Raw genomic sequence first — 14,684 nt, forward strand, 5'->3', positions numbered from 1 at the left:
CGCGATCGGGCATGAGAGCCGGCGCCCGCCGCGCCGGTTCTCATCCGCTATCCGCACGCACAGTCACTCCTTAGAAATACGCCCATGGCAACGATCGACCTTCCCTCGCACGCGCAGGACGCGCCCGTCAAACATCGCCGCGCGCCGGCATGGTTGCAGGCGACGCCGCTCTCGCTGACCTTCCTGCTGTTTTTTATCGTGCCGCTGGTCATCACGCTGATCGTGAGTTTCTGGGACTTCAACGAATACCAGATCATCCCCGCGTTCACGTTGAAGAACTACGCGGCGATCTTCAACGGTTGTTCGTCGATGACGGACCTCTGCGTCACCTTCAAGACGTACTGGTCGACGCTCAAGTTCTGCGCGATCGTGTGGGCGGTGACCTTGCTGCTGGGTTTTTCCATCGCCTACTTTCTCGCCTTTCATGTGCGCACCACGAGCATGCAGACCGTGCTGTTCCTCGTCTGCACGATTCCGTTCTGGACCTCGAACGTGATCCGCATGATTTCATGGATGCCGCTGCTCGGCCGCAACGGTCTCGTCAATCAGGCGCTGCTCGGCGGGCATCTGATCGATCAGCCGCTGGAATGGCTGCTGTATTCGAACTTTTCGGTAGTGCTCGCGTTCGTTCACCTCTACACGTTCTTCATGATCGTGCCGATCTTCAACGCGATGATGCGGATCGACCGGTCGCTGCTCGAAGCCGCGCGCGACGCCGGCGCGAGCGGCTGGCAAGTGGTGCGCGACGTGGTGCTGCCGCTGTCGAAGACCGGCATTGTGATCGGCTCGATCTTCGTGATTACGATCGTGATGGGCGATTTTCTGACCGTCGGCGTGATGGGCGGCCAGCAGATCGCCTCGGTAGGCAAGATCATTCAAGTGCAGACCGGCTACCTGCAATTTCCCGCCGCGGCGGCCAATGCAATCATCTTGCTCGCCGTGGTGCTGATGATCGTGTGGGGTTTGACGCGGGTCGTCGACATCCGCAAGGAGCTCTGAAGATGCAGGCCATTCGCCTCAAACATCGCGAGCGCCGCCCGGCGAGTTTCTACTGGCTGGCGCTCCTTTTCGGCCTGTTCGTGCTGTTCCTGTACGGACCCGTGATCACCATTTTCATCCTCTCGTTTCAGGGTCCGGAAGGCGGCCTCACGTTTCCCATGCGCGGCGTGTCGCTGCACTGGTTCTCCGTGCTGCGCGACGGCGTGGGCGATGTGGATGTCTGGTCCGCGTTCGGGCGCTCCGTGCGGCTCGCTGTGGCTGTCACGGTGCTGACGGTGCTGTTCTCCGTCGCGGCGGGCCTCGCCTTTCGCCGAAAATTTCGCGGCGATACGGCAGTGTTCTACGTCTCCGTGGCGAGCCTGATCATGCCGTCCATTATCGTTTCGCTCGGCATCGGTCTAACGTTCCGCCTGCTCGATAGCGGCGTGAAGTACCTGGCAACGGCCTGGGGCTATCAGTCGTTCGCCGATACCTACACCACCTCGATGGGCCTCTTCACATCCGCGCTCGGCGCGCATCTCACGTGGACGCTGCCGTTCGGTTTGCTGGTCATGTTCGCGGTGTTCAACCGCTTCAATCCGGCTTACGAAGAAGCATCCCGCGATCTCGGCGCGACGCCGTGGCAGAGTTTCCGGCACGTGGTGCTGCCGATCATTGGCCCCTCGGTGGTGGGCGTGGCCATGTTCGGCTTCACGCTCTCATGGGACGAGATTGCCCGCACCTCGCAGGCGATCGGCGATCAGAACACCTTGCCGCTCGAGCTTCAGGGTCTCACCACGTCGGTGACCACACCAGTGATCTACGCGCTGGGCACCATGACGACGGTGTTGTCGCTAACGGTGATGGGCGTGTGCCTGCTCGCCGTGCGATTGCTGGCGCGCAGGCGCGCGGTGGCGGGATTGCAATAGGCGATTTCTTCGCCGATTCCAGGCGCTGCCCGGCAGGCATTTCACTCCCGCTGCTAAGAATCGGCCAAATACTTCGTTGCTCGCACCCGCCCCGTCCCTTACCGTTCTCTGATTGCGCCTCACGCGCGCCTCGTTTCGGAGAACCCATGTCCGCAGTCGAATCGCCAACCCACGCTGACCACAGCATCGCCGATGCCGCACAACTCTTCGGCGACGATCCGCTGACGCGCCGCTTCGCTCCCGTTTTCGCCCGTATCGCGGAAGGCGCGGTGGAGCGCGAGCAACAGCGCGAACTCGCTTACGCGCCCGTGGAATGGCTGCGTGAAGCGGGCTACACGCGGCTGCGCGTGCCCAAAAAATACGGCGGCGAAGGCATCTCGCTCACGCAATTCTTCGCGCTGGTCACGCGTCTCGGCGAGGCGGACTCGAATCTGCCGCAAATCCTGCGCGTGCATGGCGGGTTTATCGAAGCGCTGCTGGAAAACGGCGACGAATCGCTGCGTGAGCGCTGGCTTACGCGGGTGGCGCAAGGTCAGATTGTCGGCGGCGCGGTGTCCGAGCGCACGGGCGTCACCAACAACAGCGTGCGCCTGACGCAGACCAATGGCGCATGGCATCTTGACGGCGAGAAGTACTACACCACCGGCACGCTCTACGCCGACTGGGTCGACGTCACCGCGCACGACGGTTCGAGCGACCTGCGCGTGCTCGTGGAATCCGACGCGCCGGGCCTCGAACGTATCGACGATTGGGACGGCTTCGGGCAGCGCCTCACCGGCAGCGGCACGGCGCGCTTCACGCAGGTGCCGGTCTCGCTCGATAACCTCTACCGCCGCTATAACGCCGCCGAACCGCGTCGCAACAGCCTGCTCACGGCTTACTATCAGGCGCTGCATGTCGCGAACCTCGCGGGCATCAGCCGCGCCGCGCTGCGCGATGCGGTCGCGTTCACGCAGACCAAAACCCGAACCTTCGGCGTGCCGGGCGCGTCGAGTCCGCGCGACAATCCGCTCGTGCAGCGCGTGGTCGGCCGGCTTGCGAGCCTCGCTTATTCGACGCAAAGCATCAGCACGTCGCTCGCGCGCGCCATCGATGAAGTCTCCGTCGCGCGCGAGGAAGGCCGTGCCGACGAACAGACTTACATTCACCTCGACATCCAGACTTTCCAGGCGCAGCAGATCGTCATCGAGCAGACCTTGCAAGCGGCGACGCTGCTGTTCGAAGTGGGCGGCGCATCGGCCACCAGCGAGACGCGCCGCTTCGATCGCTACTGGCGCAATGCGCGCGTGCTGGCGTCGCACAATCCGGCGATCATTCGCGAGGCCGCGATTGGTGACTTCTACCTGAATGGCAACGCGCATAACGAGCGCTTCGGAGTGGCGCGGCAGACGGAGATAGCGGCAGCGGCATAACCACGGCCAGCCGGCCTCCTGGTGAGGCTCGCCGTCTTCATGTGGCACAGTGTCGTCAGGCGCATGCGCTAAGCTTGCGCAATCGAACTGCCCTGACGAGCGACATGAAGAACCTGCCTGCCTACGAGCCTCCGGTCGACGAAAACCAGCTTCTGCTGAAGTGGATTCGCCGTGCGCGCGAATCCCAGATGAGCCACTACGACATGGCGGATCTGCTATCGGCGCGTGACCGCCAGGTCGGCTGGCTTGCCACCGCGTTGACCGCCTTCGTGGGAACGGCTGTGTTTGCGTCCCTGCACGCGTCCGCCGTCTCACCGGAACTGAAGATTTTTATCGGCTTCGTGAGCGTGGCGGCCGCGGTCGCCTCCGCGCTGCAAACCTTCCTGCGCTACGCCGAACGCGCCGAAAAGCATCGCGCCGCCGGCGCGCGCTATGGCGCGGTGCGCCGCAGGCTCGAAGCGGTTTTTGCGGGCGACGCCGATGCGCGTGACGGCCACTATCTCACCGCGATCCGCGACGAACTCGACCGGCTCGCCGAAGACTCGCCCAACGTGCCGCCGCGCGTCTTTTATCGCACCCAACGCACGCTCTCCGCGGATACGCCGCGCAGCCGCGACGCGTGAGCCTCATTCGCCGGCCGTAAGATCCCCGGCATCAATACCCAGCTCCGCCGCCATACGGCGCACCACGGCCTGCAACCGGCTCACTTCATCGGCAAGGCGCTTCTGTTCGGCCTTGACCGCCTCGAACGCGGACAGCGGCACGGCGTCGTCTTCGGCGCCTGGCTGCGCCAGCTCGCTCGCACTCACTTCGCCGCACAGCAAATGTGTCCAGCGGTTCTCGCGCTCGCCCGGCGTGCGCGCGAGTTTCACGACCCGTGGCGGGTCGTTGGCCGCGAGTTCGTCGAGAAACGCCTCGACCGACGAGATATCGGCAAAACCATGCAGACGCGCGCTATTGAGCCGCAATTCGGCGGCGGTTTGCGGGCCGCGCAGCAGCAAGGTGGTGAGCAGCGCCGCCGACTGGCTCGGCAAACCCAGCACGCGATTCATGTTGTGTTCGAAGCGCGGCACGCGGCTGCTGCTGCCCTCCATCACGAGGCTCAACCGTTTCAAGCCGTCGACGGCGGTCAGCACCTCGGCTTCGGTGGCGTTCATGACCGGCGCGCGGCCGGTCTTCTGATTGCAGCCCAAGGTCAGCGCGTTGAGCGAAAGCGGATAGCTGTCCGGCACCGTGTGCTGCTTTTCGACGAGCACGCCGAGTACGCGTCCTTCAAGCAGGGTCAACGCGCGGATCGAAGGGCGGGAAGAAGTGTCGGGAGTGGAATTCATGGATGATGTCGCGGCATGAGCCGCCGGGTCTCGTGGATGTTGCCTTACCGTTGCACAGCCGGGCGGCGCTTTCTGGTTGGTGGGCACTATGATAAACGGCCACGGCCGCGAAGGTGTACCCATCTCCGCCACGGCCGGGCGCGCGCGCGGCCGTCTGGCACGGGGCGTGCTGTCACAGAACATCCTTTGCTAATGGAGTCGATCAATGCCCCTACGCCGTCAACCGGTCCTGCGCCTGAGCGCCATTTCACTCGTGGTCGGCGCAGTCTGCCTGCTTGGCGCGTGCGCGCTCAGCCCGGCCGGCAAGAGCGGCAACGCGCACGTGCCCGAGCCCGCGAAGCCCGTGGACCTCAGCCGCTATCTCGGCCGATGGTATGAACTGGCGCGCTATGAAAACCGCTTTGAGCGCGATTGCGAAGCGGTCACCGCCGAGTACGCCACGCGCGACGACGGCCTGATCGACGTGGTCAACAGTTGCCACCAAGGCGCGGTGAACGGTCCGCTGGACGTCGCGAAGGGCCGCGCGAAGGTGGTCGCCGATTCGGGCAATGCCAAGTTGAAGGTGTCGTTCTTCGGCCCGTTCTTCTTCGGCGACTACTGGGTGCTGGATCACGCGGACGACTACAGCTGGTCGATCGTCGGCGAGCCGAGCGGACGTTATCTGTGGGTCCTGACGCGTGAGGCCACGCCCGCTGCGAGCGTGAAAGACGCGCTGATCGAGCGGGTTCGCGCGCTGGGTTACGACACGTCGATGCTGCGTATGACAAGGCACGAGTAAGTCGCGCTCATGACCGGCTAACCGACGGTTGGTCCGCGTCAGCCGGACCGACCCGATTTTTGTCATCATTGACCATTTTCCATATTCGGGATATTTTCTCTAATATGGAAACCCCACTCTCCGACGACAACGCCATCGACCGCCGTATCGCCCAGCGGCTGCGGGCGCTGCGCGCCGAGCGCAACTGGTCGCTCGACGATCTCGCGAAACTGAGCGGCGTGAGCCGCGCAACCCTCTCGCGCCTCGAAAACGCCGCTGTCAGCCCCACGGCGAGCGTGCTCGGCAAACTCTGCGTGGCTTACGGCCTGCCCATGTCGCGCCTCATGCACATGGTCGAGGAGGACTTCGCGCCGCTCGTGCCGCGCGACGCCCAGCCGCTCTGGACCGACGCCAGCATCGGCTTCCGGCGGCGTTCCGTGTCGCCACCCGCGCAGGCGTTGAGCGGCGAGGCGCTGGAATGCGAACTTGACGCCGGCGTGCGCATTACCTACGACGCGTCGCCGCGGCCCGGCCTCGAACATCATCTGATCCTGCTCGACGGGCAGTTGCAGATCACCGTGGACGGCCAGCGCCACGACCTGCAACCCGGCGACTGCCTGCGCTACCAACTGTTCGGCCCCAGCGCTTTCGTGACGCCCGCGCACAGCGCGGCCCGCTATATTCTGTTCATCGTGTGAGCCAGCATGAGCGCGACCACCCTCACCCCTTTCTCCGCCGACGACCTCGTGCGTCATCTCCCTGAACTCGGCGCGCTGCTGGGTGCGTGCGTGCATGACGGGGCCAGCGTCGGCTTCGTGATGCCGTGTGGCGCCGACGAGTGCGAAGCGTTCTGGCGCATCAAAGTGCTGCCTTCGTTGCGTGCCGGCGGCCTGGTGTTGCTAGTCGCGCGTCAGGGCGAAGCGATTGCGGGCACCGTGCAACTGGATTACGACACGATGCCGAATCAGCGGCATCGCGCCGAGGTGCGCAAACTGCTGGTCCATCCGGCGTTCCGCCGTCAGGGCATTGCGCGGGCGCTGATGACGGAACTCGAACGCCATGCGCATGGATTGCAGCGCAGCCTGCTCACGCTCGACACCCGCACCGGCGACCACGCCGAGCCGCTCTATACCGCACTGGGTTATCGGACAGCAGGTGTGATCCCGGGATACGCGCGTGGCACGCACACCCATGAGTTCGACTCGACCACCATCATGTACAAGGCGCTATGAGCGAAGCGCGGGCCCGGCCTGTGCGCCTCACGCGGTCTTCGAATATTTGAACGTGCCCTGCGCGCTGGCGATCAGCAGCTTGCCGTCCACCCACGCCTCGCTGCGCGAGGAAAAATCGAGCGGCCCGCGCGCTCCAGAAAACCCTTGGCGGTGACCAGTTCACCGAGTCCCTTGTCGAGATAGTTGGTGGTCAGCGACAGCGTGAACGCATGCCGCGCCGGGTCGCCGCTCGGCGCGAAGATTCCCGCATAACCCGCCGACGCATCGAGCAGCGTCGCGATCGCGCCGCCTTGCAGCACGCCCTGGCGATTGAGCTTGCTGGCATCGATCGGCATGACCAGTTCCGCGTAACCGTCGCGCCATTGCGTCAGGCGAACGCCGAGCGATTCGAGAAACGGGTTGTCGATGGGAAAGTCGGACATGAGCATGCCTTTGTGTTCGAGATGAAAAATGCAAGGCGCGCTCAACGGCGCGAATCGAGCGCAATGCGGACCGCAAGTCCGGCGAGCACGGTGCCCATCAACCAGCGCTGCAGCAGCAGCCACACCGGCCGCCCGGCGAGAAACACGGCAATCGAGCCCGCCATGCTCGCGATCAGCGCATTGACCGTTACGCTGATGACGATCTGCACGCAGCCGAGCGCGATCGACTGCGCGAGCACGCTGCCGTGCCCCGGCGAAATGAACTGCGGCAGCAGCGACAGGTACATCACCGCGATCTTCGGATTCGCGAGGTTGGTGACGAGTCCCATGGTGAAGAGCTTGCTGCGGCTGTCGTGCGGCAGGTCGCGCACCTGGAACGGCGAACGGCCGCCCGGTTTGACCGCTTGCCAGGCCAGATACAACAGATAGAGCGCGCCGCCGAAACGCAATGCGTCGTACGCGTAGGGCACCGTCAGCAGCAGCGCGGTAATGCCGAACGCCGCGCAGAACATATAGAACACATAGCCGAGCGCCACGCCGCCAAGAGAAACGAGGCCCGCGCGACGCCCCTGACAGAGCGATCGCGAGATCAGGTAGATCATGTTCGGCCCAGGCGTGAGCACCATGCCGAGCGAGACCAGACCGAAGGCGAGCAGCGTTGTGAGGGCGGGCACGGCATTCTCCTTGGCGAATGAAAGTCGGACAGTGCCGCCAAATATAGCCGATGCCGCCGATTTCAGCGTCGCGGCCGGCTTGAGAAATTCGCATTGGCGTATGAGCCGCATTCATGTTCAATTGCGGCGCTTCTGGCCACTTCTTGTGCGGTGACTCGCACGAAACACTTGCGGCGAATTATTTTGAACGGTATCGTCGAGCCGTTCTGCAATGCAGCGCGGGAGAGATCGTCAGAAATTCGGACGACGCCGACGGAGCAACCGCCCCGGAAACTCTCAGGCAAAAGGACCGCGCAGCAGGAACATCTGGAGAGCGGCGCACCGGCATACCGCGTGCGCCCACCGAAGGGGATTCTCCGCGCACGGCTCATCACTCATGACGGGCCGGCCGCCGCGGGGAAGAAACTCTCAGGTACATGGACAGATGGGGCATCGACGCCGGTTTCGACACGAAATCGACACCGGTGATGCTCAACTACTCTGGACCATGACATGTCACGAATCGCCATTATCGGCGCCGGCATTACCGGCGTCACGACCGCTCACGCCCTCGCCCAGCGCGGCCACCACGTCACCGTTTTCGAACGCCACCGCTATGCGGCGATGGAGACCTCGTTCGCCAACGGCGGGCAGTTGTCCGCCAGCAATGCCGAAGTCTGGAACAGCGCGGCCACCGTCATGAAGGGACTGCGCTGGATGCTCACGCGCGACGCCCCGCTGTTGCTCAATCCCACACCGACCTGGCACAAGTACTCGTGGATGGGCGAATTCCTGCGGCAGATTCCGCACTATCGGGCGAACACCGTCGAAACCGTGCGGCTCGCGATCGCCGCGCGCGAGCATCTGTTTTCGATTGCCGAGACCGAAGGCATCGACTTCGATCTCGAACGGCGCGGCATTCTGCATATCTACAAGACGCGCAAGGAATTCGACGCCGCCAGCAAGGTCAACGCATTGCTGCGCGAAGGCGGCCTCGAGCGCAGCCCGGTGACGGCGAGCGAGCTGCATGGCATTGAACCCACGTTGCACGGCGATTTTTACGGCGGATTCTTCACGCCGTCCGATTCGACCGGCGATATTCACAAGTTCACGCGCGGCCTTGCTCAGGCGTGCGTGCGGCACGGCGTCGAATTTCATTACGATGCCGAGATCACCTCGATCGAGCAGCCTGCCGAGGGCCGTTTTACACTGGCGGTCAATCTCGAAGGCGAATCGCAGCGCTTTGCGTTCGAACGGATCGTCGTCTGCGCCGGGGTGAAGAGCCGCGATTTTGCAGCCATGCTCGGCGACCACGTGAATATCTATCCGGTGAAAGGCTATTCGATCACCGTTTGTCTCGATGACGAAATCAGCCAGCAGCGCGCCCCCTGGGTGAGCCTGCTCGACGACAGCGCGAAGATCGTGACGAGCCGCCTGGGCGTGGATCGCTTTCGCGTGGCCGGCACGGCGGAGATCAACGGCTTCAACCGGGATATCCGTTCGGACCGGATTGCACCGCTAGTGGACTGGACGCGGCGGTATTTCCCTGAGGTATCGACCTCGCGCGTGATTCCGTGGGCGGGCTTGCGGCCGATGCTGCCGAGCATGCTGCCCAAGGTGGGCCGTGGAAAACGGCGTGGCGTGTTCTACAACACCGGGCACGGACATTTGGGCTGGACCTTGTCGGCCGCAACCGCGCAGGCACTCGCGGGCGCGATTCAGTAGGCGTGATGCGGCGGTTTCGCTAACGGCGGTGGCTCGCCATCACAGCCGTCGCCAGATTTGAACTCCCCGTGCTGCTGGAGTTTGGGCGGCGGCTGTGGCGCGAGACCGCAGCCGTCAGCCAATGGCAGATGCTCCATTTCTGCTAGTGTTCTTCCATCCGTGTTACTTCGGTGGAGAACCCATGCCGCACGCCCGCACCGCAAAAACCAAGGCACACAACACACGCCTGAGCGACGCACAGATCGCCATGGAAGCGACGCGGCGTCTCGCCTGGGACGCCGCGGTTCCCGACCATGCCGTGAAGGTCCAAGTCTCGCGCGGCCGTATCACGCTGCATGGCGAGTTGCAGCGCGACCAGCAACGCACCGCTGCACTCGAAGACGTGACGCGCCTGTTCGGTGTAACAGGCGTTCTGGATCACACTGTCATCAAGCCCGAATGAAGTCAGCCCTAGGTTGCCTGACGTAACAGCGCGCGGCAATGCCGCGCGATCTGCTTTTCCTCCTCGGTGTGAATCGCCTTCACCTTGCCCGCCGGATCGCCTTCGGTTAGTCCCATGAAAGCCAGTCCGTCGCAGACGCGCGTGCGAATCGCCTCGCTGTGCTCGCCAATGCCGCCGGTAAACACCAGCAAATCGATTCCGCCCAGCAACGCCGCATAGCCGCCGATCGTCTTGCGCACCGCAGTGCCAAAGGCATCGATCGCGAGCGACGCATTCGCATCGCCCGCCGCAGCGCGTTTTTCCAACGCCTGCATATCGCTCTCGCCATCCGCGTAGCCGGCAAGACCGCTTTCGCGATTGAGCAGCGTCTCCAACGCGCCGGCATCGAGCTTCTCCACGCGCATCAGATACAGCAGCACACCCGGGTCGAGATCGCCGCTGCGTGTGCCCATCGGCACGCCGCCGGTCGGCGTCAGGCCCATCGACGTATCGATCGACTGGCCGTCGCGCAACGCGCACACGCTCGAACCGTTGCCGAGATGCGCGAACACCGCGCGCGCCGGCAAGTCGGCGCCGAGCCGCGTCACCAGTGATTCATAAGACAGCCCGTGAAAACCGTAGCGCATCACGCCGGCCTCCACATAACGGCGCGGCAACGCGAGTTGTGCCGCGCGCGGCGGCAGCGTGGCGTGAAACGCCGTATCGAAACAGGCGAAATGCTGTGCATCGTCGAAAATTTTCTCGGCCTCGTCGATCAACGCAAGTGCCGGGGGAATGTGCAGCGGCGCAAAGTGCACGGCGTCCTGCAATTGACGCCGCACGTCGGCGCTAATCCGCTGATGCATGCGCAAATGCGGTCCGCCATGCACCACCCGATGCCCTACCGCCGAAGGCCGCGCATGATGCTGTTGCGCAAGCACCTGCGCGAGCTTTTGCAGCGCGTCGGTCTGCGATTCCAGTTCGTGCTCCTGCTGCAGCAGTACACGGCCGTCGGGCGCCTTGATCCGCAAACTGCCGTCGCTGCGTCCAATGCCCTCCGCGCTGCCTTCCAGCAGGAGCGATTCGTCGCCACCGGCGTACCTGAACAAGCCGAACTTCAGCGACGACGAACCGCTGTTCAACACCAGAATCGTTTGATCGTCAGCACGGTCTGGAGTGCGCATGGTCATGCCTCGCTTAGCCTTTCCACGTCCAGTTGCGGATCTCTTCCCGGTCGATGCCCTCAGCGTGCGCATACGCCAGATGTTCGATGATCTGGCCACGCAACCATTCCTTCGCATGGTCGCCGACACCGCGCAGTTTCGGCACGCGATCGATCACGTCGATCGCGAGCGAAAAGCGGTCGACCTGGTTGATGATCGCCAGTTCGAGCGGCGTGTTGATGTTGCCCTTCTCGTGATAACCATGCACATGCAGGTTGTCGTGGTTCGTGCGGTTATAAGTCAGCTTGTGAACCAGCGACGCATACGAGTGGAAATTGAAAATCACCGGTTTGGTCGCGGTAAACAACGAATCGAAATCGCGGTCGGACAAACCGTGCGGATGCGCGTGCTCCGGCATCAACCGGAACAGATCGACCACGTTGACAAAGCGGATCTTCAGGTCGGTGAACTGCTCCTTCAGAATCTGCACGGCGGCGAGCGCCTCCATGGTCGCGATGTCGCCCGCGCAGGCCATCACCACGTCGGGCTCGACGCCCTGATCCGTCGACGCCCAGTCCCAGATGCCGATACCCTTGGTGCAATGCGTGACCGCCGAGTCCATGTCGAGATACTGCAAATGCGGCTGCTTGTCCGCGACGATCACGTTGACGTAATCGCGCGAACGCAAGCAATGATCGGCGACGCTTAACAGGCAGTTCGCGTCAGGCGGCAGATAGATACGCACCACGTCCGGGCTCTTGTTCGTAACGACATCGAGAAAACCGGGGTCCTGGTGCGTAAAGCCGTTGTGATCCTGCCGCCACACGAGCGAGGTGATCAGCAGGTTGATCGACGGCACTGGCTGGCGCCAGCCGAGATCGCGTTTCGCCTTCTCCAGCCACTTGGCGTGCTGGTTGAACATGGAATCGATCACGTGCACGAACGCTTCGTAGGTGGCGAACAGGCCGTGCCGGCCGGTCAGCACATAGCCTTCGAACCAGCCTTCGAGCGTGTGTTCGCTGAGCATTTCCATCACGCGGCCGTCCACCGAGAGTTCGCCGCCGTCCGCGTCGCTCGGGACGGTCTGCGCGAGCCAGGTTTTCGCGGACGCTTCATAGATCGCGGTCAGCTTGTTGCTCGCGGTTTCGTCGGGGCCGAACACACGAAAGTTCGTCATGTTCCGGCGCATCACTTCGCACAGGAACTTGCCGAGCACCTCGGTCGGCGATAGATACGAGCCACCCGGTTTCTTCACCGCGGCCGCGAAATCGCGAAACGCCGGCATGTCGAGCGTCTTGCATAACAGGCCGCCGTTCGCATGCGGATTCGCGCTGATCCGGCGCGCGCCCTTCGGGGCGAGCTCGCGCAACTCCGGCACGAGGCGCCCCGCTTCGTCGAACAGCGACTCGGGCTCGTAACTGCGCAACCAGCTTTCCACCAGCTTCAGACTCTTGCCATTGGTCACCGGATCGAGCACGGGCACCTGATGCGCGCGCCACGAGCCTTCGACCTTGTGGCCGTCGACTTCCTTCGGGCCGGTCCAGCCTTTGGGCGAACGCAGCACGATCATCGGCCAGCGTGGCCGCGACGCGTCGTTGCTCTCGCGTGCATGCTGCTGGATCGCGCGGATTTCTCCGATGCACTGTTCGAGCGTAGCCGCCATCTGTTGATGCATGACGGCGGGATCGTCGCCTTCGACGAAATACGGCTTGTGGCCGTAGCCGGTCAGCAAGGCTTCCAGCTCTTCGCGGGGAATGCGCGCGAGAATGGTCGGATTGGCGATCTTGTAGCCGTTCAGATGCAGTACCGGCAACACCGCGCCATCACGGATCGGATTGAGGAATTTGTTCGAGTGCCACGAGGTGGCAAGCGGCCCGGTTTCCGCTTCGCCGTCGCCGATCATGACGGTGACGATCAGATCGGGGTTGTCGAACGCGGCGCCGTAGCCGTGCGAGAGGCTATAGCCGAGTTCGCCGCCTTCGTGAATCGAGCCGGGCGTCTCGGGCGTGCAATGCGAACCGATGCCGCCGGGAAACGAGAACTGCCGGAAAAAGCGCTGCATGCCGGCTTCGTCTTCGCTGCGGTCCGGATAGATTTCCGAGTAATGCCCTTCCAGATAGCAATGCGCGAGCGTGGCCGGCGCACCGTGACCGGGACCCGCCACGTAGATGACATTCAGATCGAGCTTCCTGATCAGCCGGTTAAGATGCACCAACAGGAAACTCTGCCCCGGGTCCGAACCCCAATGGCCCAGCAAACGGTTCTTGATGTGTTCGGGCTTCAGCGGTTCGCGCAGCAGCGGATTGTCACGCAGATAGATCATGCCGGCCGAGAGGTAGTTGCAGGCGCGCCAGTAGCGATCCATGTTGCGCAACGTATCGGCGTCTAGAACTTGCGGCGGTGTAGGACGGGAAGTTGCTTCAGCCACGGCGTCACTCCTTGAAAAGGACGGTCAGGCGGGTTAGCGGGTGCGACGGCGGTGATGGTCGTGATGCGGCGGGCGCGCAGAAATCAGCGCACCCGGCCATCCTGTCACGCAGATGACATAACGAAAGCGTAGAGGCCAAACCTCATTGCAGCGGGAATCCATGCCGCTTTTCAGGCGGCGAGCCCGTTCACGTCACGCAGTGTGACAGGAAGCGCGCGGCATGGTTCGATGCAATCGCCTCCGGCTTGAGCCAACTACATGTCCGCAATATCGCAGGCACTCAGCATCACGCCGCTTACGCCAGACGTAAGCGCATATTAAGGGAATGCGTTTATCCTCGTGATCTTGTACGCACGGCGGCGGAGCGCATCTGCGCATCCCGCTTTGCCGACCCTCCTTACCTGACCACTCGATCATGCCGACACCCAGCCGCTGGAAAGCACCGTTGATCCTCGTTATCACATTCGTGCTGCTGTTCGCGGGTGTCGCTGTTCTGATCGGTGTGTTCGGCTTGCTGGTCAAGCTGTTCGGGCACGGCTGAGCACCGCTGACGCGGGCGTGGCCGGCGCAAGATGTGTATCCTGAGAGAATCTTGCCGGCGCCATCTTATGGACACCCGTGCGCACTCATGCGTTCGCGAGACGTGCGACGCCCGGCTTTACTGCAAGGAGATGCCATTGACGGACCACGCTGATACTTCCCCGCCCGCCGGCCAGCCGATCGACCCGGAATTGCTCGAACTGGCGCAGCAGGTCTTCGACCTCGCGCGGCGCGGCGATGCCGCGATGCTCGCGGCGGTGATCGAAAAAGGCGTACCGCCGAATTTGCGTAACGACAAGGGCGACAGCCTCGTCATGCTGGCCAGTTACCACGGTCACGTCGAAGCCGTGCGCACGCTGCTCGAACGCGGCGCCGATCCGAATCTGCGCAACGACAACGGGCAGACGCCGATAGCAGGCGCGGCTTTCAAGGGCTTCGACACGGTGATCGAAACCTTGCTCGCGCATGGTGCGGATGTGGAAGGCGCGTCGCCGGACGGACGCACCGCGTTGATGATCGCCGCGATGTTCAATCGCACGGCGATCATGGAATTGCTGATTGCGCACGGCGCTGATCCGAAAGCGCGCGATGCGAATGGCGTAACGGCCATGGACGCAGCCGGCCGTATGGGCGCCGGCGATGCGCAAGCGCGTTTGAAGGAGCTTGGTTCCTGAGACGCAGCGCGTTTGAAGG

Annotated in this window: 15 protein-coding genes, 1 pseudogene and 1 riboswitch; of the genes and pseudogenes, 11 read left to right on the forward strand and 5 right to left on the reverse strand. The window is 63.4% G+C overall.

Annotated elements, in window-relative coordinates; all coding sequences use genetic code 11:
• Nucleotides 1-84: 84 nt before the first annotated feature.
• The 4 genes from P0D68_RS15545 (at nt 85) to P0D68_RS15560 (ending at nt 3,942) form a co-directional block, all read left to right on the forward strand.
• Nucleotides 85-999, forward strand: a complete 915-nt coding sequence (locus P0D68_RS15545) for an ABC transporter permease (protein ID WP_408297760.1) — start codon at nt 85-87, stop codon at nt 997-999.
• Between the two features lie 2 nt (nt 1,000-1,001).
• Entirely contained in the window at nt 1,002-1,907 is a 906-nt protein-coding gene (locus tag P0D68_RS15550) for an ABC transporter permease (protein WP_408297758.1), read from the forward strand.
• A 146-nt stretch (nt 1,908-2,053) separates the two neighbouring features.
• Nucleotides 2,054-3,319, forward strand: a complete 1,266-nt coding sequence (locus P0D68_RS15555) for an acyl-CoA dehydrogenase family protein (RefSeq protein WP_408297756.1) — start codon at nt 2,054-2,056, stop codon at nt 3,317-3,319.
• Nucleotides 3,320-3,423: 104 nt separating this feature from the next.
• Complete coding sequence (locus P0D68_RS15560) at nt 3,424-3,942, forward strand: SLATT domain-containing protein (protein WP_091808339.1); 519 nt, start codon at nt 3,424-3,426, stop codon at nt 3,940-3,942.
• Nucleotides 3,943-3,945: 3 nt separating this feature from the next.
• Here the strand turns inward: P0D68_RS15560 and P0D68_RS15565 are convergent, their stop codons facing one another.
• On the reverse strand, nt 3,946-4,650 hold the full coding sequence (locus P0D68_RS15565; protein ID WP_091808336.1) for a YceH family protein: 705 nt from the start codon (nt 4,648-4,650) through the stop codon (nt 3,946-3,948).
• A 205-nt stretch (nt 4,651-4,855) separates the two neighbouring features.
• Between P0D68_RS15565 and P0D68_RS15570 the strand changes: the two genes are divergently transcribed.
• From P0D68_RS15570 to P0D68_RS15580, 3 genes are all read left to right on the forward strand, one after another.
• On the forward strand, nt 4,856-5,428 hold the full coding sequence (locus P0D68_RS15570) for a lipocalin family protein (RefSeq protein ID WP_408297753.1): 573 nt from the start codon (nt 4,856-4,858) through the stop codon (nt 5,426-5,428).
• Between the two features lie 104 nt (nt 5,429-5,532).
• A complete protein-coding gene (locus P0D68_RS15575) occupies nt 5,533-6,105 on the forward strand; it encodes a helix-turn-helix domain-containing protein (RefSeq protein WP_408297751.1) in 573 nt (190 codons plus the stop codon).
• A gap of 6 nt (nt 6,106-6,111) precedes the next feature.
• Nucleotides 6,112-6,639 carry a GNAT family N-acetyltransferase gene (locus P0D68_RS15580; protein ID WP_091808328.1) on the forward strand — a complete coding sequence of 176 codons (528 nt, stop codon included), beginning with the start codon at nt 6,112-6,114 and terminating at the stop codon, nt 6,637-6,639.
• 27 nt (nt 6,640-6,666) lie between these two features.
• Here P0D68_RS15580 and P0D68_RS15585 read toward each other — a convergent pair.
• Both P0D68_RS15585 and P0D68_RS15590 read right to left on the reverse strand, forming a co-directional pair.
• A pseudogene (locus P0D68_RS15585) lies at nt 6,667-7,061 on the reverse strand (PaaI family thioesterase).
• Nucleotides 7,062-7,102: 41 nt separating this feature from the next.
• On the reverse strand, nt 7,103-7,735 hold the full coding sequence (locus tag P0D68_RS15590) for a LysE family translocator (RefSeq protein WP_091809310.1): 633 nt from the start codon (nt 7,733-7,735) through the stop codon (nt 7,103-7,105).
• Nucleotides 7,736-7,944: 209 nt separating this feature from the next.
• Nucleotides 7,945-8,037: riboswitch (glycine riboswitch) on the forward strand.
• A gap of 190 nt (nt 8,038-8,227) precedes the next feature.
• Here P0D68_RS15590 and P0D68_RS15595 point away from each other — a divergent pair.
• Together P0D68_RS15595 and P0D68_RS15600 are read left to right on the forward strand one after the other, a co-directional pair.
• Nucleotides 8,228-9,439 carry a D-amino acid dehydrogenase gene (locus tag P0D68_RS15595; RefSeq protein WP_091808326.1) on the forward strand — a complete coding sequence of 404 codons (1,212 nt, stop codon included), beginning with the start codon at nt 8,228-8,230 and terminating at the stop codon, nt 9,437-9,439.
• A 181-nt stretch (nt 9,440-9,620) separates the two neighbouring features.
• Nucleotides 9,621-9,881 carry a BON domain-containing protein gene (locus P0D68_RS15600; protein WP_091808324.1) on the forward strand — a complete coding sequence of 87 codons (261 nt, stop codon included), beginning with the start codon at nt 9,621-9,623 and terminating at the stop codon, nt 9,879-9,881.
• 8 nt (nt 9,882-9,889) lie between these two features.
• On the opposite strand, the gene P0D68_RS15605 is transcribed toward P0D68_RS15600, so the two are convergent.
• Together P0D68_RS15605 and P0D68_RS15610 are read right to left on the reverse strand one after the other, a co-directional pair.
• Nucleotides 9,890-11,044, reverse strand: a complete 1,155-nt coding sequence (locus P0D68_RS15605; RefSeq protein WP_408297748.1) for an acetate/propionate family kinase — start codon at nt 11,042-11,044, stop codon at nt 9,890-9,892.
• Between the two features lie 13 nt (nt 11,045-11,057).
• Nucleotides 11,058-13,451, reverse strand: coding sequence for a phosphoketolase family protein (locus tag P0D68_RS15610; RefSeq protein WP_408297746.1), 2,394 nt, complete (start codon nt 13,449-13,451; stop codon nt 11,058-11,060).
• A 415-nt stretch (nt 13,452-13,866) separates the two neighbouring features.
• Here P0D68_RS15610 and P0D68_RS15615 point away from each other — a divergent pair, with 415 nt between their 5' ends.
• On the forward strand, nt 13,867-13,992 hold the full coding sequence (locus tag P0D68_RS15615) for a hypothetical protein (RefSeq protein WP_286162203.1): 126 nt from the start codon (nt 13,867-13,869) through the stop codon (nt 13,990-13,992).
• A gap of 136 nt (nt 13,993-14,128) precedes the next feature.
• The gene (locus tag P0D68_RS15620) at nt 14,129-14,665 is read left to right on the forward strand and encodes an ankyrin repeat domain-containing protein (protein ID WP_177205172.1); all 537 of its coding nucleotides are present in this window, start codon (nt 14,129-14,131) and stop codon (nt 14,663-14,665) included.
• The last annotated feature ends 19 nt before the right edge of the window (nt 14,666-14,684 follow it).

This window comes from Paraburkholderia sp. RL17-380-BIE-A, from assembly GCF_046028085.1.
In the GTDB taxonomy this organism is placed as follows: Bacteria; Pseudomonadota; Gammaproteobacteria; order Burkholderiales; family Burkholderiaceae; genus Paraburkholderia.

Excerpts from the sequence above, each read along its gene's own strand:
- P0D68_RS15580 (WP_091808328.1), top strand. The coding sequence starts at position 6,112 with ATGAGCGCGACCACCCTCACCCCTTTCTCCGCCGACGACCTCGTGCGT.
- P0D68_RS15605 (WP_408297748.1), bottom strand. The coding sequence starts at position 11,044 with ATGCGCACTCCAGACCGTGCTGACGATCAAACGATTCTGGTGTTGAAC.
- P0D68_RS15570 (WP_408297753.1), top strand. The coding sequence starts at position 4,856 with ATGCCCCTACGCCGTCAACCGGTCCTGCGCCTGAGCGCCATTTCACTC.
- P0D68_RS15615 (WP_286162203.1), top strand. The coding sequence starts at position 13,867 with ATGCCGACACCCAGCCGCTGGAAAGCACCGTTGATCCTCGTTATCACA.
- P0D68_RS15600 (WP_091808324.1), top strand. The coding sequence starts at position 9,621 with ATGCCGCACGCCCGCACCGCAAAAACCAAGGCACACAACACACGCCTG.
- P0D68_RS15545 (WP_408297760.1), top strand. The coding sequence starts at position 85 with ATGGCAACGATCGACCTTCCCTCGCACGCGCAGGACGCGCCCGTCAAA.
- P0D68_RS15560 (WP_091808339.1), top strand. The coding sequence starts at position 3,424 with ATGAAGAACCTGCCTGCCTACGAGCCTCCGGTCGACGAAAACCAGCTT.
- P0D68_RS15550 (WP_408297758.1), top strand. The coding sequence starts at position 1,002 with ATGCAGGCCATTCGCCTCAAACATCGCGAGCGCCGCCCGGCGAGTTTC.
- P0D68_RS15575 (WP_408297751.1), top strand. The coding sequence starts at position 5,533 with ATGGAAACCCCACTCTCCGACGACAACGCCATCGACCGCCGTATCGCC.
- P0D68_RS15595 (WP_091808326.1), top strand. The coding sequence starts at position 8,228 with ATGTCACGAATCGCCATTATCGGCGCCGGCATTACCGGCGTCACGACC.
- P0D68_RS15555 (WP_408297756.1), top strand. The coding sequence starts at position 2,054 with ATGTCCGCAGTCGAATCGCCAACCCACGCTGACCACAGCATCGCCGAT.
- P0D68_RS15565 (WP_091808336.1), bottom strand. The coding sequence starts at position 4,650 with ATGAATTCCACTCCCGACACTTCTTCCCGCCCTTCGATCCGCGCGTTG.